This window comes from Belnapia moabensis DSM 16746 (genome assembly GCF_000745835.1).
In the GTDB taxonomy this organism is placed as follows: Bacteria; Pseudomonadota; Alphaproteobacteria; order Acetobacterales; family Acetobacteraceae; genus Belnapia; species Belnapia moabensis.
In genome coordinates, this window is record NZ_JQKB01000006.1 from 1 (window position 1) to 18,766 (window position 18,766).

23 protein-coding genes are annotated in these 18,766 nt (G+C 71.5%); 8 read left to right on the plus strand and 15 right to left on the minus strand.

Annotated elements, in window-relative coordinates; all coding sequences use genetic code 11:
* From EP26_RS05040 to EP26_RS05060, 5 genes are all read right to left on the minus strand, one after another.
* A partial coding sequence (locus EP26_RS05040; RefSeq protein WP_043336865.1) for a transposase occupies nt 1-255 on the minus strand: 255 nt, incomplete at its 3' end.
* Nucleotides 256-303: 48 nt separating this feature from the next.
* Nucleotides 304-1,335: a glycosyltransferase family 4 protein gene (locus EP26_RS31660; RefSeq protein WP_052388812.1), complete on the minus strand. Its 1,032-nt coding sequence runs from the start codon at nt 1,333-1,335 to the stop codon at nt 304-306.
* Entirely contained in the window at nt 1,332-1,886 is a 555-nt protein-coding gene (rsmD, locus tag EP26_RS05050) for a 16S rRNA (guanine(966)-N(2))-methyltransferase RsmD (RefSeq protein WP_043336572.1), read from the minus strand. The genes EP26_RS31660 and rsmD overlap by 4 nt, the downstream gene beginning before the upstream one ends.
* Complete coding sequence (locus EP26_RS05055) at nt 1,883-2,686, minus strand: pseudouridine synthase (RefSeq protein ID WP_052388813.1); 804 nt, start codon at nt 2,684-2,686, stop codon at nt 1,883-1,885. The genes rsmD and EP26_RS05055 overlap by 4 nt, the downstream gene beginning before the upstream one ends.
* Nucleotides 2,683-3,399 (minus strand): gamma-glutamyl-gamma-aminobutyrate hydrolase family protein, encoded by a 717-nt coding sequence (locus EP26_RS05060; RefSeq protein ID WP_043336575.1) that lies wholly within the window; start codon nt 3,397-3,399, stop codon nt 2,683-2,685. The genes EP26_RS05055 and EP26_RS05060 overlap by 4 nt, the downstream gene beginning before the upstream one ends.
* A 45-nt stretch (nt 3,400-3,444) precedes the next feature.
* On the opposite strand from EP26_RS05060, the gene EP26_RS05065 reads away from it, so the two are divergent.
* Nucleotides 3,445-3,888: a nucleoside deaminase gene (locus EP26_RS05065; protein WP_211259380.1), complete on the plus strand. Its 444-nt coding sequence runs from the start codon at nt 3,445-3,447 to the stop codon at nt 3,886-3,888.
* A gap of 1 nt (nt 3,889) precedes the next feature.
* Here the strand turns inward: EP26_RS05065 and EP26_RS05070 are convergent, their stop codons facing one another.
* On the minus strand, nt 3,890-4,069 hold the full coding sequence (locus tag EP26_RS05070) for a hypothetical protein (protein WP_043336576.1): 180 nt from the start codon (nt 4,067-4,069) through the stop codon (nt 3,890-3,892).
* A gap of 210 nt (nt 4,070-4,279) precedes the next feature.
* Between EP26_RS05070 and EP26_RS05075 the strand changes: the two genes are divergently transcribed.
* A complete protein-coding gene (locus EP26_RS05075) occupies nt 4,280-5,248 on the plus strand; it encodes a Bug family tripartite tricarboxylate transporter substrate binding protein (RefSeq protein WP_043336577.1) in 969 nt (322 codons plus the stop codon).
* Here EP26_RS05075 and EP26_RS05080 read toward each other — a convergent pair.
* From EP26_RS05080 to EP26_RS05090, 3 genes are read right to left on the minus strand one after another with little or no spacing between them, the layout of a single operon-like run.
* Nucleotides 5,245-5,694 (minus strand): DNA polymerase III subunit chi, encoded by a 450-nt coding sequence (locus EP26_RS05080; RefSeq protein ID WP_043336578.1) that lies wholly within the window; start codon nt 5,692-5,694, stop codon nt 5,245-5,247. The two genes, EP26_RS05075 and EP26_RS05080, sit on opposite strands and share 4 nt — an antisense overlap.
* 60 nt (nt 5,695-5,754) lie before the next feature.
* Entirely contained in the window at nt 5,755-7,158 is a 1,404-nt protein-coding gene (locus tag EP26_RS05085) for a leucyl aminopeptidase family protein (protein ID WP_052388814.1), read from the minus strand.
* A 10-nt stretch (nt 7,159-7,168) separates the two neighbouring features.
* Complete coding sequence (locus EP26_RS05090) at nt 7,169-8,674, minus strand: leucyl aminopeptidase (protein WP_043336579.1); 1,506 nt, start codon at nt 8,672-8,674, stop codon at nt 7,169-7,171.
* 90 nt (nt 8,675-8,764) lie between these two features.
* Between EP26_RS05090 and cysQ the strand changes: the two genes are divergently transcribed.
* Complete coding sequence (gene cysQ, locus EP26_RS05095; protein ID WP_043336580.1) at nt 8,765-9,526, plus strand: 3'(2'),5'-bisphosphate nucleotidase CysQ; 762 nt, start codon at nt 8,765-8,767, stop codon at nt 9,524-9,526.
* Complete coding sequence (locus EP26_RS05100; protein ID WP_043336585.1) at nt 9,523-10,494, plus strand: L-threonylcarbamoyladenylate synthase; 972 nt, start codon at nt 9,523-9,525, stop codon at nt 10,492-10,494. The genes cysQ and EP26_RS05100 overlap by 4 nt, the downstream gene beginning before the upstream one ends.
* Nucleotides 10,495-10,496: 2 nt before the next feature.
* Here the strand turns inward: EP26_RS05100 and EP26_RS05105 are convergent, their stop codons facing one another.
* Together EP26_RS05105 and EP26_RS05110 are read right to left on the minus strand one after the other, a co-directional pair.
* Nucleotides 10,497-11,324, minus strand: coding sequence for a hypothetical protein (locus EP26_RS05105; RefSeq protein ID WP_043336588.1), 828 nt, complete (start codon nt 11,322-11,324; stop codon nt 10,497-10,499).
* A 10-nt stretch (nt 11,325-11,334) separates the two neighbouring features.
* A complete protein-coding gene (locus EP26_RS05110; protein ID WP_043336589.1) occupies nt 11,335-11,718 on the minus strand; it encodes a VOC family protein in 384 nt (127 codons plus the stop codon).
* Between EP26_RS05110 and EP26_RS05115 the strand changes: the two genes are divergently transcribed.
* Nucleotides 11,717-12,532, plus strand: coding sequence for a DUF7168 domain-containing protein (locus EP26_RS05115; protein ID WP_052388815.1), 816 nt, complete (start codon nt 11,717-11,719; stop codon nt 12,530-12,532). The two genes, EP26_RS05110 and EP26_RS05115, sit on opposite strands and share 2 nt — an antisense overlap.
* On the plus strand, nt 12,529-12,963 hold the full coding sequence (locus tag EP26_RS05120; protein ID WP_043336592.1) for a hypothetical protein: 435 nt from the start codon (nt 12,529-12,531) through the stop codon (nt 12,961-12,963). Before EP26_RS05115 ends, EP26_RS05120 begins: the two co-directional genes overlap by 4 nt.
* Here the strand turns inward: EP26_RS05120 and EP26_RS05125 are convergent.
* The 3 genes from EP26_RS05125 to EP26_RS05135 all read right to left on the minus strand — a co-directional run bounded on the left by EP26_RS05125 (nt 12,960) and on the right by EP26_RS05135 (nt 16,561).
* A complete protein-coding gene (locus tag EP26_RS05125) occupies nt 12,960-14,375 on the minus strand; it encodes a mannose-1-phosphate guanylyltransferase/mannose-6-phosphate isomerase (protein WP_245624296.1) in 1,416 nt (471 codons plus the stop codon). The genes EP26_RS05120 and EP26_RS05125 overlap by 4 nt on opposite strands.
* Before the next feature lie 63 nt (nt 14,376-14,438).
* Entirely contained in the window at nt 14,439-15,149 is a 711-nt protein-coding gene (locus tag EP26_RS05130; protein ID WP_052388816.1) for a response regulator transcription factor, read from the minus strand.
* 176 nt (nt 15,150-15,325) lie between these two features.
* Nucleotides 15,326-16,561, minus strand: a complete 1,236-nt coding sequence (locus EP26_RS05135; protein ID WP_043336595.1) for a glycosyltransferase family 4 protein — start codon at nt 16,559-16,561, stop codon at nt 15,326-15,328.
* A 156-nt stretch (nt 16,562-16,717) separates the two neighbouring features.
* On the opposite strand from EP26_RS05135, the gene EP26_RS05140 reads away from it, so the two are divergent.
* Both EP26_RS05140 and EP26_RS05145 read left to right on the plus strand, forming a co-directional pair.
* Nucleotides 16,718-16,984 (plus strand): hypothetical protein, encoded by a 267-nt coding sequence (locus EP26_RS05140; protein ID WP_043336597.1) that lies wholly within the window; start codon nt 16,718-16,720, stop codon nt 16,982-16,984.
* A 33-nt stretch (nt 16,985-17,017) separates the two neighbouring features.
* Nucleotides 17,018-17,791 (plus strand): competence/damage-inducible protein A, encoded by a 774-nt coding sequence (locus EP26_RS05145; protein WP_043336598.1) that lies wholly within the window; start codon nt 17,018-17,020, stop codon nt 17,789-17,791.
* Here EP26_RS05145 and EP26_RS05150 read toward each other — a convergent pair.
* Nucleotides 17,788-18,765, minus strand: coding sequence for a M14 family metallopeptidase (locus EP26_RS05150; protein WP_052388817.1), 978 nt, complete (start codon nt 18,763-18,765; stop codon nt 17,788-17,790). The two genes, EP26_RS05145 and EP26_RS05150, sit on opposite strands and share 4 nt — an antisense overlap.
* Between the last annotated feature and the right edge of the window lies 1 nt (nt 18,766).

The window sequence follows — 18,766 nt, forward strand, 5'->3', positions numbered from 1 at the left end:
GTCCCAGCGTCGCAGATAGTCGTTCACCGTGCTGCGTGGCGGCAGGTCCTTCGGCAGCGCGGCCCACTGGCAGCCGGTGGACAGGATGTACATCACCCCGTTCAGCACCGCTCGTATGTCCACCGTCCGTTTGTTGCCGCCGCTCTTCGCCAGTGGGATCAGCGGACCGATGATCGACCATTCCTCGTCGGTCAGATCGCTCGGGTAGCGCAGTTTGCTGCGGTCGTATTTTGGCCGGCTCTCGGGCGTCCACATGGACGCCCTTCTTCCCGCACCCGCCGCTCGGAGCCAATCACAACCGATTCAGATGCCTCGATTTGTTCCCGGATGGACACTTAGTACAGACAGTGTTTCCACAATCCACGCAACCGAATGGGCCGCCTCACCTAAATATTCCATAGAATAAACAGTGGCGATGATTGGGCACCGCCGCGCCGCCGCTTCCAGCACGATCAACGGGCAGCCTTCGAGCCGCGAGGGCAACACCAACGCATCCGCCGCCAGCAGCCAGTCCCCCACGTCATCGACCAGGCCCGGCAGGCGCAGCGGGCCATCCGTCCGCGCCGCCGGATGCGCGGCGAGCGAGGCCGCCAAGGGCCCGTCGCCGAGAGCGACCAGCGTAGCGCTCACCTCGTCTCGCAGCCGCTCGGCGAGGGCCGGCAGCAGGTCAGCGCCCTTCTTTTCCTCCAACCGGCCGGCGAAGAGCACCAGCGGCGCGTCGGGGCCAAGGCCGAGCGCCTCGCGCCTGGCTAGGCGCTGCGCCGCGCGCCGGGTCGGATCATCCGCCGGCACCGTCACGCCGTTCGGCACCACGGCGACCTCGCCGGGGCGGAGGCGGTGCAGCGCCTCGACCCGCCCGGCGACGGGGGCCGAGACGGCGGCCCAGGTGAGTGGCGCGGCGAGCGCCGCACGCAGCAGCGCGGCCGGCACCGGCACAGGCTCGTGCGGGGCGAGATGGGCGATGGCGAGGCCCGGTAGGTGCGCCTCGGCCAGGGCAAGTTGCAGGCCGAGGCCATGGCTCGGCCAGGGCAGCGGCAGCAGCGCCGCATCGGGTGCATGACGGGCGATCAGCGCCGCGGCAGCCCCGGCCTGGCGGGCGGCATTGGCCTCCATCGCCTCCTCCTCGCGCCAGCCGATCGGTGCCGCCACCAGGGCGAGCCGGTGGAACAGTGGAGCGAGGCCGGGCAGCAGGGCCGGCTCGGCGGCGATGGTGACATCGACACCGACCTCGGCCAGGGCATGGGCGAGCGTCGCCGTATGCCGCTCCGCCCCGCCGACCGCGGCGGAGGGCAGCAGCACCAGCAGGCGCCGCAGCCGGCGGACCGGCGCCATCATGCCAGGCGCAGCACCAGGAGTTGCGCAGCGCCATGTGCCCGCTCGGCGAGCAGGGTGAAGCCTGGGGGCGGCGCGGCGGCGCCCGCGGCGTATTCGGCGCAGATGATGGCACCGGGCGCGGCCCAGCCGCCGGCGACCAGCGCGGCAAGGGCCGCATCCATCAGCCCCTCGGCATAGGGCGGGTCGAGGAAGATCAGGCTACAGGGCGAAGGCGCTGGTGGCGGCTTCGTCGCATCGGCGGCGAGGACGGTGCAGCGCCCCTCCTCCCGGCAGGCGGCGATGTTGGCCCGCAGCGCGGCGAGCGCCGCGCGGTCGGTTTCGAGGAAGCTGGCGCGGGCGGCGCCCCTCGACAGCGCCTCCAACCCGAGCGCGCCGGTGCCGGCGAAGGCGTCGAGCACGGCGGCGCCTTCCACCCGCTCCCGCCCCGCCCAGGGAGCGTGCCAGAGCATGTCGAACAGCGCTTGGCGCACGCGGTCCGCCGTCGGGCGGGTTGCCGTGCCGGCAGGAGCCTGGAGCCGCCGCCCGCGATGCCGGCCGGCGATGATCCTCACCCTTCTGCGGTCCTTGGTGCGGTCCGCCGGCGTGGTGCCTCATCCTCCTTCAGGCCGAGCTGCTCGCGCAGCACCTTGGCATTCACCTCCTCCACCGCCCCGACCGGCAGGGCGCCGAGCTGGAAGGGACCATAGGAGACGCGGATCAGCCGGTTCACGGTGAGGCCGAGATACTCCATCACTCGCCGGATCTCGCGGTTGCGCCCCTCCTGCAAGGCGACGGTCAGCCAGGCATTGGCGCCCTTGCGGCTGTCGAGCCCGGCCTCGATCGGCGCGTAGCGCACGCCGTCGACGATGATGCCGCTGCCGAGCGAGGCCAGCACCCCCTCGTCCACATCGCCGTTCACCCGCACGCGGTAGCGGCGGATCCAGTCATTGGAGGGCAGTTCCAGCCGGCGGGCCAGCGCGCCGTCATTGGTCAGCAGCAGCAGCCCCTCGGAGGTGAGGTCGAGCCGCCCGACCGAGATCAGCCGCGGCAGGCCGGGCGGCAGGGCGTCGAAGACGGTCTTGCGGCCCTTCTCGTCGCGATGCGTCGTCACCAACCCGTCGGGCTTGTGGTAGCGGAAGAGTCGGGTGCGCTGGGCATTGGCCACGGGGCGGTTGTCGACCAGCACCGCCTGACCGGGCTGGACGAAGGTCGCCGGTTTGCCGACCACCTTGCCGTCCAGCTTCACCCTGCCTTCGGCGATCATCCGCTCCGCATCGCGGCGGCTGGCGACGCCGGCGCGGGCCAGCCACTTGGCGATGCGCTCGCCGCGCTCGCCGTCCTCCTCCTGGTCGTCCCCTGGCGCCTCGCTCACTTGCGGCAGGCCTCGACGAAGGCGGCGAAAATCAGCGGGTCGGCCGGGTCGACGGCGTATTCGGGGTGCCATTGCACGCCGAGGGCGAAGCGGTGGCCAGGATGCTCGAGCCCCTCCACCACGCCATCCGGCGCCACGGCGTTCACCCGCGCGCCGGGTCCCGGCGTAGCGACGGCTTGGTGATGCGCGCTGTTCACCGCCATGCGCGGCTTGCCAGCGATGCGGGCGAGCAGCGTGCCCTCGGCGATGGCGACCTCATGCCCCGGCTCGTTCCGCGGATTCGGCTGCTCATGCTCGATCTCCGTCCTGACGCTGTCCGGGATGTGCTGGATCAGCGTGCCGCCGAGGGCGACCGCCAGCAGCTGCTCGCCGCCGCAGATGCCGAGCACCGGCATGTCGCGGGCGAGCGCCCCGCGCGTGACGGCCAGCTCGAAATCGGTCCGCCCCGCCTTCAGCGTGACGGTCGGGTGGGTGCTGCCCTCGCCGTAGAGCGAGGGGTCCACGTCGAAGGCGCCGCCGGTGATGAGCAGCCCGTCGATGCGGTCGAGATAGGCCTCGGCCAGCTCCGCATGGTGCGGCAGGGCGATCGGCAGGGCGCCGGCCTCGGCCAAGGCGGCGAAGTAGTTCTTGCGGAGCGCGTACCAGGGCAGCTTGGAGTAGCCGCCGGGCTCCTCCGCATCCAGGGTGACGCCGATGATGGGACGGGTGGGCATGGCGCTCTGCTAGACCTCCTGCATGGGGCGGGGCAAGCTCGTGCCATGCCCTTCCCGATCGAAATCGCCCTCGACGAGGCCCGCGCCGCCGCCGCGCGGGGCGAGGTGCCGGTCGGTGCGGTGGTGACGGATGCCGCAGGCCGCGTATTGGCCCAAGCGGGAAACGAGGTAGAGGCGCGGCACGACCCCTCGGCTCATGCCGAAATGCTGGCGCTGCGCGCGGCCGCCGCGGCGCGGGGAGACAAGTTCCTCGCCGATTGCACGCTGACGGTGACGCTGGAGCCCTGCCCGATGTGCGCCCAGGCGATCGGGTTCTTCCGCATCCGGCGCCTGGTGTTCGGCGCCTATGACCCGAAGGGCGGCGGCGTCGAGCATGGCGCGCGGATCTATGCCGCCCCGTCCTGCCATCATGCGCCTGAGGTGGTGGGCGGCCTGCGCGAGGTGGAATGCGGCGCCGTGCTGCGCGAATTCTTCGCGGCGCGGCGGTAGGTCAGGCTTTGGCGGTGGGGACCGGGGCTTCCGGCTGCGGCTGCGCCTCGGCTTCCGATACTTCGGCCTGCGGGGTGTCGTTGCCCGTCGCGGTGGAGGAAACCGCCGCGGCGCTGGCAAGCCCCGCCGAGAGAAGGATGCGCCGCAGGAAGTCCCCCCAGGGATCGGTGCGCCGTTCCATGCGCCTCATCCCCCCGCCGGGCCGGTGCAGCGCGCAGCATGTCTGCGTGGCATCTCTGGTCTCCTGCATCCGGGGGGAGGATGCCGTATGGTTGTGTCATGATAACGGCAAAGTAGAAACCAAGTGTATCTCGAAGCTTGACCACACCGGTTAATACCGTCACGAAGCGGTGAAATTACGTTACCGGATATTTCCGAAGAGGGAGAAGAGATGTTCCGTCGCCGCGCGCTGCTCGCTGCGCCCCTGCTGATGCCCTCTGTCCTGCGTGCGCAGGAGGCGCCCTGGCCAGCGAAGCCCGTGCGCATCGTCCTCGCCTACCCGCCCGGCGGCAGCACGGACGTGCTGGCCCGCGCGCTGGCCGAGGCGCTGGCCGCCGCCATTCCCGGCAGCAGCTTCGTGGTCGAGAACCGGCCGGGCGGCGCCGCGGTGGTCGGCACTCAGGCGGCCGCCGTGGCGGCGCCGGATGGCTATACGCTGAGCCTCGGCAACAACCAGACCCATGCGGCGAATGCGGCGATGGTGCGCGACCTGCCCTATCGGCCGGTCGAGGATTTCGCCCCCATCGGCCGGCTTGCCGAGGTGCATCACGCCCTCGTCGTGCCCACGGCGTCATCCACGCGGACGCTGGCGGAGCTTGCGGCGCGCGGCAAGGCGGGGCGGCTCACCTACGCCTCCTCCGGCGTCGGCTCGGCGAGCCATGTGATCGCCGAGAGCTTCGTGCGCCGCGCTGGGCTGGAGGCGACGCATGTGCCTTATCGCGGCGGCGCCCAGGCGGCCACCGACACCATCGCCGGTGTCGTCGACTTCTTCGTCTCCACTTGGCCGCAGGTGATGACGCTGGTGAAGGAGGGGCGGCTGCGCGCTCTCGGCATCGGCGCCCCGGCGCAGCTGCCGGACTTCCCCGAAGTGCCGAGCTTCGCCGAGGCGGGCGCTCCCTATATGGCCGTCGATGCCTGGTTCGGCCTCTGGGCCCCGGCGCGGACGCCGGCACCGATCATCGAGCGGCTCTCGGAGGCACTGCCGAAGATCCTCGCCGAGCCGGCCATGGCATCGCGGCTGGCCTCGCTCGGCTTCACCCCGGCGCCGCTGCGGGCGGCAGAATTCGCGGCCTTCCAACGGGCGGAGGTGGAGCGCTGGCAGGGGTTGGTGGAGCTGACAGGGATTCGCCTCGACGGCTAGGCCTTCTTCTCCCAGCCCCGCGCGCCCTGCTGCCAGTAGGAGAGCGCATGCCCCGCCGTCTTGGCCGCGCTCCAGCGCCGGCGGGCGGCGGCGACGGCTTCCTCGTCGGCGCCGTCGAAGAGGTCGAGCACGCGGTCGTACTCGCCGAACCGCGCGCTCTCCGCCCCATCGACCAGCACGAGGAAGCGCGCTCCGTTCGGCGCCGGCGCATCCTCCGTCGTCAGCCAGATCGGCTGCATGGCGGCATGGCCGCTCTTCGCCGTGCCATGCGGCAGCCAGTCCGGGTCGGTCGATTTCCAGAGCGCATCGTCGAGCGCCGCCACTCGCTCCTCGCTGCCGCAGAGCACCAACGCCCGCCCGCCGGTGCCGAGCACCCGGCCGAGGAGCTTCGGCAGCGCCATCTCCAGCGGCAGTCGGGTGAGATGGTAGAAGGCGACCTCCGCCATGCAATCCTCCCTCGGCCGATTCAAGCCTCCGCGCCAGGCGGCGCTCCGGTCATCAGACGATCAGTGCTCGAAATACATGGCGACCAGCGCATCGAGCAGCCGCGCGCCGAAGCCGCTCGGCCCGCGCGGGCCGAGCGCCGTCGCCTCCGCCCGGTCATCCACGCCGGCGATGTCGAGATGCGCCCAGGGCGCGGGTCCTGCGAATTCGCGGAGGAAGGCCGCGGCATGGCAGGCATCCGGCTGCCGTTGGCCGCTCGCGCATTGCTTCAGGTCGGCGATGGCGCTGGCCAAATCCTCGCGGTGCCGCGCCCCGATCGGCATGGGCCAGAGCCTCTCGCCCACCGCCTCCCCCGCCGCCTGGGCCTGGGCCAGAAGGCCCGCATCCGTGCCGAACAGCCCTGCCCGGTGCGCCCCGAGCGCGGTGACGATCGCGCCCGTCAGCGTCGCCAGGTCGAGCACCGCCTGCGGCTTGAAGCGTTGCGCGTAATGCAGCGCATCGGCCAGCACCAGGCGGCCCTCGGCATCGGTGTCGATCACCTCGACCGTGCGGCCGGAGCCCATGCGCAGCACGTCGCCCGGCCGGTAGGATTGCGCGCCGACCGCATTCTCTGCCAGCGCCAGCACCGCGATGGCCGGCGCCGGGGAGCGGCGGAGCGCGAGGGCCAGCATCGCCCCCACGCAGGCTGCGGCGCCGGCCATGTCGGCCTTCATCGCCTCCATCCCCGCCGCGCCCTTGATGCTGATGCCGCCCGTGTCGAAGCAGATGCCCTTGCCGACGAAGACCACGGGCGCCGCCGCCACGCTGCCGCGCCAGCGCAGCACGGCCAGGCGCGGCGGGTTCTCGCTTCCCCCGCCGACGGCGAGCAGGCCGCCCATCCCCTCCCGCGCGAGCCGCTTGCGGCCGAGCACGTCGACGGCGATGCCATGCTCCGCCAGCGCCTCCAGCCGTGCCGCGAAGGCGCGGGTGGTGAGCGCATTGCCCGGCTCCATGGCGAGGTCGCGCGCCAGCAGGCAGCCACGCACCCCGGCCGCCGCCCGGTCCCAGAGCGGCGCCACGGCCTCCGGGTCATCGACCAGCAAGTCGAGCCGGCGCGGGCCGGGCTGCGGCTCGGCCCTGTAGCGTGTGAAGCGCCAGGCGCGCAGGCAAGCCCCGGCGGCGAGCGCGGCGGCATCGGCCGGCGCCAGGCCGCGCGCATCGATGACGAAGCGTCGCGCCTCCCCGGCCGCCGCCGCGGCCGCGCCGCCGGCCTCTTCCCAGTCGAGCGCCCGGCGGGCGGCGCCGGTGCCGATCAGGATCACCGCACGCTCAGGCAGCAGCACCGCCTGCCCCGCCGCACCGGTGAAGCCTGCCGCCTCCGCCGCTGCCCGCAGCGCCGCCGGCACCGCGGCGGCATCGGGCAGCGGCAGGGCAAGCGGCGCCCGCGCATCCTCGCGCGGCGCCCGCCGCAGCTTCACCGTCAGCATGGAAGGCGGCTCAGCCTTCGTAATGCTCGGCGACCAGCCGGTCGAGCAGCCGCACGCCGAAGGCCGTGGCCCCCTTCGGCGCCGTCGGCAGGTCCTTGCCGCTCCAGGCGGTGCCGGCGATGTCGAGATGCGCCCAGGGCATCGGCCCTGCCTTGGTGTCGACGAAGCGTTGGATGAACTGCGCCGCGCTGATCGAGCCGCCCGGCCGCCCGCCGACATTCTTCATGTCCGCGATCTCGGACTTGATCTGCTTGTCATAGGCCTCGCCGAGCGGCATCCGCCAGCAGGCCTCGCCCACGGCCTTCCCCGCCGCCATGATCCGCCCGGCCAGTTCGTCGTCGTTGCTGAACAGGCCTGCATGCTCATGGCCGAGGGCGATGATGATGGCGCCCGTCAGCGTCGCCAGATCGACCATGAAGCGCGGGGCGAAGCGCGTCTGGCAGTAGTGCAGCACATCGGCCAGCACCAGCCGCCCCTCGGCATCGGTGTTGATGACCTCGACGGTCTGCCCGCTCGCCGTCGTCACCACGTCGCCCGGGCGTTGGGCGCTTCCGCTCGGCATGTTCTCGACGAGGCCGACGAGGCCGACCGCATCCACCTTCGCCTTGCGGCCGGCGAGCGCCGCCATCAGACCGATGACGGCTCCGGCGCCGGCCATGTCCCACTTCATGTCTTCCATCCCGGCGGCGGGCTTGATGGAGATGCCGCCGGTGTCGAAGGTCACGCCCTTGCCGATGAAGGCGACCGGGCGCTGCGCCGCGCCCTTCTTGCCCTTGGAGGCGCCGTTCCACTGCATCACCACCATGCGCGGCTCCTGCACGCTGCCCTGCGCCACGCCGAGGATCGCCCCCATGCCGAGCTTCTTCAGCTCCTTCGGCCCCATGATCTCGACGGTGAGGCCGAGGCTCTCGAGCGCGCGGCAGCGCTCCGCCATTTCCGGCGGATTGAGGATGTTCGGCGGCTCGGTCACCAGGTCCCGCGTCAGGAAGACGCCGTCGGCGACGGCGCGCAGCGGCGCCCAGGCCGCCTTCGCCGCGCTCGCCGCGTCGGTGGCGATGCAGAGGCGCTCGAGCTTCGGCTTGTCCTCTTCCTTCTCCTTGGTGCGGTAGCGGTCGAAGCGGTAGCTGCGCAGCAGCAGGCCCATGCCGAGCGCGGCGGCCACGGGCGGCGGCAGCGCCTCGGCGGCGACCACCGCCTCGCGCTCCACCTGGATGAGGCCGTAGAGCGCGCCGCCGGCTGCCTCGGCTGCCTCGGCCGTCACCTCCTTGCCGAGGCCGATGGCGACGACGCGGGCCGGCCCCGCGGCGCCATCGGCCAGCGCCGGGGCCCAGATGGTGCAGCTTTGCCCTTTGCGGCCTTTGAAGCCGGCCGCCGTCAGCGCCCGCTGCACCGCACTGCCGGTCGCCGCGTCGATCGCCTGCGCGAGCCCGGTGAGGGCCTCCGTCCCTTCGCCGATGGGCAGCACCAGCGCGCCATGGCGGGGCAGGGCGGGCTTGACGAAAGCGATGTCGATCATGCGGCTGGGGTTCCGGCGAAAGGGTTAGCCAGGGACGATAGCACCCTCCGCCGCTGGCGGGAGGCGGGGCGGGCGGGTAAAGCTGGGTCCATGGATGATGTACTGCTGCTGGACCTCGCCGCCAGCCTCGCCCGGCGCGCTGCGGCCGCGATCGAGGCGGTGCGCCGCGCCGGCTTCGTGGTGGACCGCAAATCCGACGAGAGCCCCGTCACCGAGGCCGATCGCGTGGCCGAGGCGCTGATCGTCGAAGGCCTGCGCGCTGCGCGTCCCGACATCCCCGTCGTGGCGGAGGAAGAGGTCGCCGGCGGCCTCGTCACCGCCGCCTGCCCCGCCTTCTGGCTGGTCGATCCGCTCGATGGCACGCGCGACTTCGCCAAGGGCCGCACGGAATACGCCGTCTGCATCGGCTTGGTGCGGGAGGGGCGCGCGGTGCTCGGGGCGCTGGCCCTGCCGGCGACGGGGGAGCTGTTCGGTGGGATGCTCGGCGCCGGCGCCTGGAAGCAGGAGGGCGAGGGCACCCGCCGCCCCATCCAGGCCCGCCAACCGCCGCCCGAGGGGCTGACCGTGCTCGCCAGCCGGCAATATGCGGACGACCCGCGCATGGGCCCCTTTCTCGCCGGGCGGCCGGTCGCGGAGCGGCGCAGCGCCTCCTCCGCGCTGAAATTCTGCCGGGTGGCGGAGGGCGTGGCGGATCTCTACCCGCGCTTCGGCCCGACCATGGAATGGGACTCGGCGGCCGGCCAGGCTCTGGTGGAGGCCGCAGGCGGCGCGGTGACGCTGGTGGACGGCGCCCCGCTCCGCTACGGCAAGCCCGGCTGGCGCAACCCCGACTTCATCTGCCGCGGCGCATGACGGAACGGCTGACCCCGGCCGGGCTGGACCGCGCCGCCGCCCTGCTGCGGGACGGCGCCCTCGTCGCCTTCCCGACCGAGACGGTCTACGGCCTCGGCGCCGATGCGCGGAACGCCCGCGCCGTCGCCGGCATCTTCGGAGCCAAGGGGCGGCCGCATTTCAATCCGCTGATCTGCCACTATCCGGAGGCCGAGGCCGCCTTCGCCGAGGTCCGCGCCGACGACCGCGCCCGCCGCCTCGCCGCCTGGTTCTGGCCCGGCCCGCTGACGCTGGTGCTGCCGCGCCGGCCTGACTGCCGGGTGGACCTGCTGGCCGGCGCCGGGCTGGATACGCTGGCGGTGCGGGTGCCGGCGCATCCGACCGCGCTCGCCCTGCTGCGGGCCGCCGGCGTGCCGGTGGCGGCGCCCTCGGCCAACCGCTCCGGCCAGGTCAGCCCGACCACGGCGGAGCATGTGCTCGCCGGCCTTGGCGGCCGGATCGCCGCGGTGCTGGATGACGGGCCCTGCGCGGTGGGCGTCGAATCGACCGTGCTGGACCTGACCGGCGCCGGACCGGTCCTGCTCCGCCCAGGCGGGGTGCCGGTGGAGGCGATCGAGGCGGAGCTCGGCCCGGTCGGGCGGGCGCTGCCGCTCTCCGCTGCGGCGGCAACGGCTTCGTTGCGCTCGCCGGGGATGCTGCTCTCGCACTACGCCCCAGGCCTGCCGGTGCGGCTCGGCGCCACCGCGGTCGCCCCGGACGAGGCGCTGCTCGCCTTCGGCCCGGCCCTGCCCGGTGCCGCCGTAACCTGGAACCTCTCCGAGGAAGGCGACCTGCGCGAAGCGGCCTCGCGCCTTTTTGCCGGGCTGCGTTGGCTCGACGAGGAGGGTACTGCGCGCGGCTGTCCCGGCATCGCCGCCATGCCGGTGCCGGAGACAGGGCTCGGCGCGGCGATCAACGACAGGCTGACGCGCGCGGCGGCGCCGCGCTGAGGTCAGGACCCGGCGGCCAGCCAGATCTCCATCCGTCCCGCAGGCAGGTTGGGAAAGGCCGTCTCGAGGTTGACGATCTGCGCCTCGGCCAGGCGTGGATCGGTGGGGCGCATCCTCTCCTGCAAGGCCCGGGCCTTGTCGGCATCCCCGGCGCGGTAGATGCGGATCTGGTCGCGGCCCGGCGCCTGACGGACACCTTCGATCCCAGGCGCGGCGAAGCCCGTGCCCGGCGCGGCCAGCGCCTTCTGCACCGACATCGCCCGTTGCTCGGCAGCATCCGCTCCGCGCTGGTATTGGATGAATACGGTGGTCGTGCCGCCGGGTACCGCCGGCGCGGGCCGCGGCACGAGGTAATTCGGCGTCTCGCCCGGCTGGGACGGCTTGGCATTCAAGACCCGCCCAGGCCCATCCGTCGTTTCGATATCGCCGCCGCATTCCACCCGAACACGCCGACCGACTTCGCCATAGATCAACACGGCCATCCTTCGCGTGCCGTCCTGGGCTGCGCTGGAGACGCCCATCTCCAGCTCCCGATCCACCGCCTGCCTGTCCAGACCGGCAAGGGCCAGCGTGGCCTGGGCATAAAGTAGCGCGTCGAAGCGCCGTCCCGGATCGCACGGCTTCTCGCCCGCGATCCGCTCGAAATACAACCGGGCGATGGTGACCTGGTTGTCGAAGTCTTCCTTCTTCGCCCGCGCGTCCCGGTCGTTCCAGTAGATCCAAGCATTGAACAGGCTGACCGCAGCACCGCCGAGGCCACCGACCAACCCGATCACCGGGCCGATCTGCTCGACGAGGGATTTCCGCGGCGCGGCTGCCGGGTCCGGCATTGGCACCTCCTCAGGCGGAGCTGCGCTCCAGCAGCTCGATCGAGATGTTCTCCGGCCCGCGGATGAAGCAGATGCGAATGCCGGGGCGCGGCGAATTCGGCTCCATGGTGAATTGCACGCCCTTGGCCTTCAGCCCCGCCACCGCCTCGTCCAACCCCGTGACGCTCAGGCCGAAATGGTCGATGCCCTGATAGGGCGCCGAGGGTGGCGCGGCCGCTTCGGCATCGGCCTGGATGATGAAGACATCCTGCCCGCCGACCTTCATGTCGATGCGCGGCTTGCCCTGCTGCATCGAGCGAATGACCTCGGCCCCCAGCATCTCCTCGAACCAGGCGGCGGTCGCCTCCGGGTCCGGGCTGCGGAGATGCACATGGTCGAAGCTGTATTGCGGCATGGTGTCCCCTCCCTATTGCGCCGAGCCTAGCGCCGCCACGCCGCCCTTGACCATCGCCCGGACGCCGCCTCATCTGCCCGGGATGGACCAGCAGAGCGAACTCGCCAAGGTGAAGGCCCGCATCCGGGCCCTCGCCGCCAAGACCGTCGAACGCGGCTGTTCCGAGGCGGAGGCGATGGCGGCGGCGGCCAAGGTCGGCGAGTTGCTTGAGGTCTACGGCCTCTCCATGGGCGAGGTGGAGCTGCGCGAGGAGGCATGCATCCAGGCGCGGCTGCCGGTCCAGGGCACGGCGCGCATCGCGCTGCGCTGGCTCTTCCCCTCCGTGCTCCGCCTGTGCGAATGCCGCGGCTGGACCGACGGGCGGGAGGATTTCGTCCTCTACGGCCTGGAACCGGATGTGCAGATGGCGGAATACCTCCTTCGGGTCATCGAGGGCGCCCTCGCCTTCGAGGAGGCGCGCTACCGCCGCAGCCCCGCCTATCGCGACAACCCGCTGCCCGGCCAAGCCATTCTGCGCAGCTTCCGCTACGGCTTCGCCGACCGCGTGGCCAAGCGCCTCGATGCCATGGCCGAGGAGCGCCAGGCTGCTGCCGAGGCGCGGCAGGCGACGACCTCCACCGGCACTGCCCTGGTGCTGGCGAAGGAGCGGAAGGTCGAGGAGGGATTCCGCGGCCTCGGCATCCGCCTGCGCAGCGTGACCAGCACGGCGACGGTGCGCGACCGCGGCGCCTGGGGCCATGGCGCCGCGGCTGGCGGCCGGGTCGGGCTGAACCGCCCGGTCGGCGCCGACCCGGGGGCCAGGCGCCTGAAGTGAGCCGCAGCGACGCCGAGGCCCGCCGCCTCTACGCCTGGGAGGACCGGGTGGTGGCGCCACGCGACACCTCGCTCGTGCCCTTCGCGCAGCTGCAGGGTCTGGTCGATCATGTCTGGTCGGCAGAAGGGCTGCGCTACCCGCCGCGCGTCAGATCCCTGCCCCGCCAGGCCCGCCGCACCGTCGCCCGTGCCACGCGGCTGGCGATCGAGGCGCCTTCCGAGCTGCCGAGCTGGATTCTTCTGCATGAGCTGGCGCATGCCATGACGAGCACGGCGGAGGGCGATAGCGTGGGCCACGGCCCGGCCTTCGTCGGCCTCTATCTCCGGCTGCTGGTCCGCCATGCGCGGATGCCGGAGGCCGAACTCACCGCCTCGCTCCGCGCCGCCGGGATCGGGTTCGACCCCGCGGCGCGGCCCGTCTTCCTGGATTAAGTCCGCCCGTAGGTATCCTCGAAGCGGACGATGTCGTCCTCGCCGAGATAGGAGCCGACCTGCACCTCGATGAGCGTCAGCGGGATCATCCCCGGATTTTCCATCCGGTGGACGCAGCCGAGCGGCAGGTAGATACTTTCGTTCTCGCGCAGCATGATGTTCTCGCCGTCGCGGTGGACGATCGCCGTGCCATGCACCACCACCCAGTGCTCGGCGCGGTGGAAGTGCTTCTGCAGCGAGAGCTTCTGTCCCGGCCGGACCTGGATGCGCTTGACCTGGAAGCGGTCGCCCTGGATCAGCCCCTCATAGTTGCCCCAGGGACGGTAGACGCGGCGATGCTCCGTCGCTTCCTTCTGCCCGGCGCGGCGGAGCTGGTCGACCAGCAGCTTCACATCCTGCGCCCGGTCCCGCGGCATGGCGAGCACGGCATCATCCGTGGTGACGATGACGACATCCTTCAGCCCGACCACGCCGGTGAGGATGCCCTCCGACCGCACCAGGCATCCCTCGGCATCGACCAGCGAGACCGGCCCGCTGACGACATTGCCGCGCCCGTCCTTCGCGCCGACTTCCCAGAGCGCCGCCCAGGAGCCGAGATCGGACCAGCCGATATCCGCCGGCACCACCGCGGCAAGGGAGGTCTTCTCCATCACCGCATAGTCGATGGAGATGGCCGGCGCCGCGCCGAAGGCCTGGGCGCCGAGGCGGACGAAATCGAGGTCCCGCTTCGCCTCGGCCATGGCGGCGCTGACGCTACGCACCACCTCGGGGGCGAAGCGCTCCAGCTCGGCAAGCAGCGTCGCGGCGGTGGCGACGAACATGCCGCTGTTCCAGAGGTGCCGGCCATCGGCCAGCAGGTCGGCCGCCTTGGCAGCATCCGGCTTCTCGATGAAACGCTCGAGCCGCATGACGCCCGGCGCCTCGGCCAGCTCGGCGCCGGGCTCGATATAGCCATAGCCGGTCTCCGGCGCGGTCGGCCGCATGCCGAAGGTGACGATGCGCCCGGCCCGCGCCGCGACCACGGCTTTCGCCAGGGCGGCATGCAGCGCCGGCACATCGGCGATGGCGGCATCGGCGGCCTTCACCCACAGCACGTTCTCGGGCGCCTGTTCGGCGATCAGCAGGGCGGCGGCGGCGATGGCCGGGGCACTGTTCCGCCCGACCGGCTCCAGCAGGATCCGTGGCGCCTCGACCTTCGCCTCGCGCAACTGCTCGGCCACCAGGAAGCGATGCGCCTCGTTGCAGACGACGACGGGCGGCGCGAATTCCGTGCCCATGGCCCGGCCGGCGGTCTGCTGCAGCATGGTCTCGCTGCCGAGCAGCGGCCAGAATTGCTTCGGATACCCCTCGCGCGAGAGCGGCCAGAGCCGCGTCCCCGTTCCGCCTGATAAAATGACAGGCACGATTGCCACAATGCTTCTCCGTGGTGTTTGCCGCCAACTACACCGGAAAGATGGTCGGAAACAGGGCGAAGATCAGGCGACCCTGAGGCCGCAATCGGCGAAGCCGGCGAACATGTAGCCGGCGCCGCGCACGGTCTTGATGCAATCCTGCTGCGTGAGGCCGAGCTTCCGCCGCAGCCGCAGCACGAGATTGTCGACCGTCCGGTCCTCGGCGCGGAAAGGCCGGCGGAAGACGGCGCGGGCGATGGCATCCCGGCTGATCGGCTTGCCGCGATGCTCCACCAGCTGCCACATCAGGTCGTATTCGGCGGTGGTGAGGGCGCATTCAGAGCCGTCCGGCCGTAGCAGCTGCCGGCGCTGGGGGATCAAGCGCCAGCCATCGACGGAGATCGCGGGCTCGGCCTGCACGGTGCCCCATTCACCCCGCCGCAGCACGGCGCGGATGCGAGCCAATAGGGCGCGCGGCGGCAGGTCGCGGTCGACCAGGTCATCGGCACCGGCTTCCAGCACCATGATCTCGCTGAGATCATCCCCGCGATTGGCGAGCACGATGCAGGGGATGACGGAAATTTCGCGGATGCGCCGCAGGGTTTGCAGTGCGCTCGCCGGCTTCTCCCCACCGCCGAGAAGGATGATGCTGGGCGGCCGGTTCGGCAGGCGGGCCAGTAACGGCTTCGGATCCTGGTGCAGTTCAGCCGGAAAGCCATGCTGATCGAAGAAACTCGCCAGTTTCCGACCGAAACCGGCATCCGTCTCAATGATCCCAAGCCCAAGCTGTTCCATGCCAATCCCCTACGGCATCCCCGCAGCCGCCAGCGACCTCGGTCGTCAATCAGCGATTGAGCCAACGCCATAGTGTGCAGCGCAGCACGACTTGTCACTCCCCAAATTGTATCCCGAGTTTCCTCAACAAACTGTTACTCACTTTAAGGTTGGGTTTGAATTGATGCAGGGAATCGTCACGGAGCAGGGCGCCGTCCCGCGGCAACGGCATCGATCAGCGCCAGATGCTGCGGCAGGCAGACACTATCGAGATCATAATGCTCCACCACGGTCCGTCGCGCCGCCTCCCTGAGCGGAGCGTAAGCGGCTGGGTCCTCGAGCGCCTGCACCACCGTCTCCGCCAGCTGATCCGGCGAGAAGAAATCGACCAGCAGCCCGTTCTTCCCATGCTCGATCACCTCCTGCACCGGGGCGGTGGCAGAGCCGATGACCAGGCAGCCGAGCGACATGCTCTCCAGCATCGACCAGGAGAGCACGAAGGGATAGGTCAGGTAGACATGGGCCATGCTGAGGCTGAGCAGGCCGAGCAGCGTCTCATGCGGCACCTTGCCGGTGAAATGCACGCGGGACAGGTCCAGCCGCTCGCCGAGTTCGGCCAGCAGCACCGCCTTCCAGCTCTCGCCTTCGCGCGGCTTGCTGCCGTAATGCGGGTCATCCCCGCCGACCAGGACGATCCGCGCCGCCGGCCGCCGTGCCAGGATCTCCGGCAGGGCGCGCATGAAGACATGGAAGCCGCGATAGGGCTCGAGCCCCCGCGCGACGAAGGTCACCACCTCGTCCCCCTCGGCGAAGGTGCATCCATCCGGCAGGGTGATGCGCCCCCCCTTCCGCCGGCGGATGGCATGGGTATCCACCCCCTCATGCACCACCGAGATCCGCTCCCGGGCCCAGTCGGGGAAGCGGCTGGCCTGCCATTGCGTCGGCGTCTGCCCCCAATCCGCCACCTGAAGCGAGACCAAATGGTTGGCGTTGAGGATGCGCACCCGACAGGCGTCATCCAGCGAGATCTGCCCAGGCGGGTCGAAGCCGACATCGGCGCCGGTCGAGTGGTAGTAGAATTCCCAGTAGTAGAGCAGCTTGGTCTCCGGCCAGACGTCGCGGAGGAAGAGCCCCTCCCCCCAGCCGGGATGGCAGCAGACGACATCCGGGGTGAAGCCCCGCTCCTTCAGGCTGAGCGCCGCCCGCGCCGCCTGCTGACCGCGATAGACGGCGTTCTCGAAGCGCCGGACATAGCGGTGCGTCTCCTTCGCCCCCGGATGCGGCGCCTTGTAGCGGAGGTGCTGGACCCCCGGCAGCGGCTCCCCCGGGTTCTCGCCGAGGCCGATCACCTGCATCCCCGACCGCCGGGCCAGGGCGCGGGCGACATGGCGGTACTGCGCCGGAAAATTCTGATGGACGAAGAGCACACGCATCCTGGGATCGATCCTGTCGGCATTCACGGGGGCGTGGGGTCCGGTCTTGCCCGATCGGCCGGGGCAGGGCAAACGCTGCTTGCTCCCTTCCGCCTCCGGGCTGCACGAATCCGAGGGTGAGGCAACAACCGGCGCCGCCGCGCATTACGCGAGTGCATGGAAGCCGCTCGCCCCAGGACCGACTGGTCCGTTCTCTCGACTCTCCTCCGCCTGGCCCAGCGCGAAGGCTGGCGCGTGGAATTCGAGGCCGACCAGGTCCAGGTCTCTAGCCGCCGCGCCCGGCCCGGGGTCGTCGTCCTGCCCTCCCGCCTCATCCGCCATGCGCGGGCGAGCGGCTGGCAGGCAGCCATCGCCCCCGGCCGCATCGGCCTCCGCCACCCTTCGGTGCGCCAGGCGGTGACGCTCCGTCTCGGCGAGGGTTAAGCTCTCCGCAACCTACCCAGGGTCCGGAACGCCATGACCGACAATCCAACCGCCTGCCTGCTCATCATCGGCAACGAAGTCCTCTCGGGCCGGACCCGCGACGCCAACCTGCAATTCCTGGCCACGCGCCTCGGCGAGCTCGGCATTCCGATGCGCGAGGCCCGCGTCATCCCCGACGTGCCGGAGACGATCATCGCCACGGTGAACGAGTGCCGGGCGAAGTTCACCCATGTCTTCACCACCGGCGGCATCGGCCCGACGCATGACGACATCACCAGCGAGTGCATCGCCCGCGCCTTCGGCGTGCCCTGGGAGGTGCATGAGGAGACGCGCGCCATCATGGCGGCCGACTATGCCCGGCGCGACCCGCCCGTCGAATTCAACGAGGCCCGCCTGCGCATGGCGACGCTGCCGCGCGGCGCCGTGCCCATCCGCTGCACGGAGACGACGGCGCCCGGCTTCAGCATGGGCAATGTGCATGTGATGGCGGGCGTGCCGCGCATCATGCGCTCCATGTTCGAGGCGCTTGCCCCCACGCTCGAGCGCGGCCGGCCGATCCTCTCCCATACCGTCCATGCCGATTACGTCTATGAAGGCCAGATCGCGGCGGGGCTGACGGCGATCCAGCAGCAATACCCGGCGCTCGACCTCGGCAGCTATCCCTATTACCGCGGCAAGGGCGGCGGCGTCGCCCTCGTCGCCAAGGGCACCGAGGCGGAGGCTGTGGAGGCTGCCGCCGGGGCAATGCTCGCCCTGCTCGGCCAGTTCGGCACGGCGCATGAGGGCGAGCCGCCGCCGGAAGGCTAGGTTAGCTCCACGAACCGCGCCAGCCGCACCGCCGTCTGCCCGGGCATGGTGCGAAGGCTCGGCATCACCAGCAGGCAATCGTCATGCGGCGAGCGGATTTCTGCCTCGCCGTCGAGGGCGATCAGCGTGTTCCGCCGCTTCACCACCTCGCCGCCACGGAAGGCCTGGACGAAGGCGAAGGATGGGGTGCGGGCCGAGATGGTGCGCGTCACCTCGGCGAGGCGGGGCTTCGGCGCCGCCGCCCGAACCGGCGCCAGTGCCGGATCGTCAGGTGCCACCATGCCGCTCGCCCGCAGCAGCGCGGTGGCCGTGGCCTCCATCGTGGCGATCGTCCCCGCCTCCCAATGCGAGCCGGCCTCGACCAGGATCGCGGCGCGCTGGCTCAGCGGCGCATAGTCGATCAGCCGCCTGCCGCTCGCATGCCCCTCGTCGGAGACGACGAGCGGCGGCACGCCGAGGCTCAGGGCAAGCTCCGCCGCCCGCGCCGAACGCCCGACCAGCATCAGCGGGTCCGACGGCCAGAGCATGGAATGCAGGTCGAGCAGGATGTCCACGCCGTCGAAGAAGGGCCGCAGCACCCGCGCCCGGCGCAGCTCGGCGGAGCGGCGGCCGCCCTCCAGCGTCTCCTCGTCCCAGAGGCGGTTCATGTCCTCGTCGAGGAAGCGGCTCGCCGTCGGGTCCGCCGGGTCGAAGCGGGCATAGGCATCGACATTGGCGAAGACGAGGGAGAGCCGCCCGCGCACCGGCCGGAGCCCGGCCCGCAGCCAGCGGTCCAGCACCACGGCGCCGGCGATCTCGTTGCCATGCACCAGCGCGACCACGGCCACATGCGGCCCCGGCGCCGCGGCGCCGAAGCTCCAGACGCCCGGCAGCACATTGCCGCCAAGGAATGGGCGCAAATCAGGCGCGGCGATCTGCACCTCGAGGCGCAGCAGGCCGGTGCCGCCCTGGACCGAAGTCGGGGTGCGCGGCATG

Coding starts and splice junctions, on each gene's coding strand:
- EP26_RS31660 (WP_052388812.1), bottom strand. CDS start 1,335: ATGATGGCGCCGGTCCGCCGGCTGCGGCGCCTGCTGGTGCTGCTGCCC.
- EP26_RS05060 (WP_043336575.1), bottom strand. CDS start 3,399: ATGCCCACCCGTCCCATCATCGGCGTCACCCTGGATGCGGAGGAGCCC.
- EP26_RS05065 (WP_211259380.1), top strand. CDS start 3,445: ATGCCCTTCCCGATCGAAATCGCCCTCGACGAGGCCCGCGCCGCCGCC.
- EP26_RS05070 (WP_043336576.1), bottom strand. CDS start 4,069: ATGGAACGGCGCACCGATCCCTGGGGGGACTTCCTGCGGCGCATCCTT.
- EP26_RS05075 (WP_043336577.1), top strand. CDS start 4,280: ATGTTCCGTCGCCGCGCGCTGCTCGCTGCGCCCCTGCTGATGCCCTCT.
- EP26_RS05080 (WP_043336578.1), bottom strand. CDS start 5,694: ATGGCGGAGGTCGCCTTCTACCATCTCACCCGACTGCCGCTGGAGATG.
- EP26_RS05085 (WP_052388814.1), bottom strand. CDS start 7,158: ATGCTGACGGTGAAGCTGCGGCGGGCGCCGCGCGAGGATGCGCGGGCG.
- EP26_RS05090 (WP_043336579.1), bottom strand. CDS start 8,674: ATGATCGACATCGCTTTCGTCAAGCCCGCCCTGCCCCGCCATGGCGCG.
- cysQ (WP_043336580.1), top strand. CDS start 8,765: ATGGATGATGTACTGCTGCTGGACCTCGCCGCCAGCCTCGCCCGGCGC.
- EP26_RS05100 (WP_043336585.1), top strand. CDS start 9,523: ATGACGGAACGGCTGACCCCGGCCGGGCTGGACCGCGCCGCCGCCCTG.
- EP26_RS05105 (WP_043336588.1), bottom strand. CDS start 11,324: ATGCCGGACCCGGCAGCCGCGCCGCGGAAATCCCTCGTCGAGCAGATC.
- EP26_RS05115 (WP_052388815.1), top strand. CDS start 11,717: ATGGTGTCCCCTCCCTATTGCGCCGAGCCTAGCGCCGCCACGCCGCCC.
- EP26_RS05110 (WP_043336589.1), bottom strand. CDS start 11,718: ATGCCGCAATACAGCTTCGACCATGTGCATCTCCGCAGCCCGGACCCG.
- EP26_RS05130 (WP_052388816.1), bottom strand. CDS start 15,149: ATGGAACAGCTTGGGCTTGGGATCATTGAGACGGATGCCGGTTTCGGT.
- EP26_RS05135 (WP_043336595.1), bottom strand. CDS start 16,561: ATGCGTGTGCTCTTCGTCCATCAGAATTTTCCGGCGCAGTACCGCCAT.
- EP26_RS05140 (WP_043336597.1), top strand. CDS start 16,718: ATGGAAGCCGCTCGCCCCAGGACCGACTGGTCCGTTCTCTCGACTCTC.
- EP26_RS05145 (WP_043336598.1), top strand. CDS start 17,018: ATGACCGACAATCCAACCGCCTGCCTGCTCATCATCGGCAACGAAGTC.
- EP26_RS05150 (WP_052388817.1), bottom strand. CDS start 18,765: ATGCCGCGCACCCCGACTTCGGTCCAGGGCGGCACCGGCCTGCTGCGC.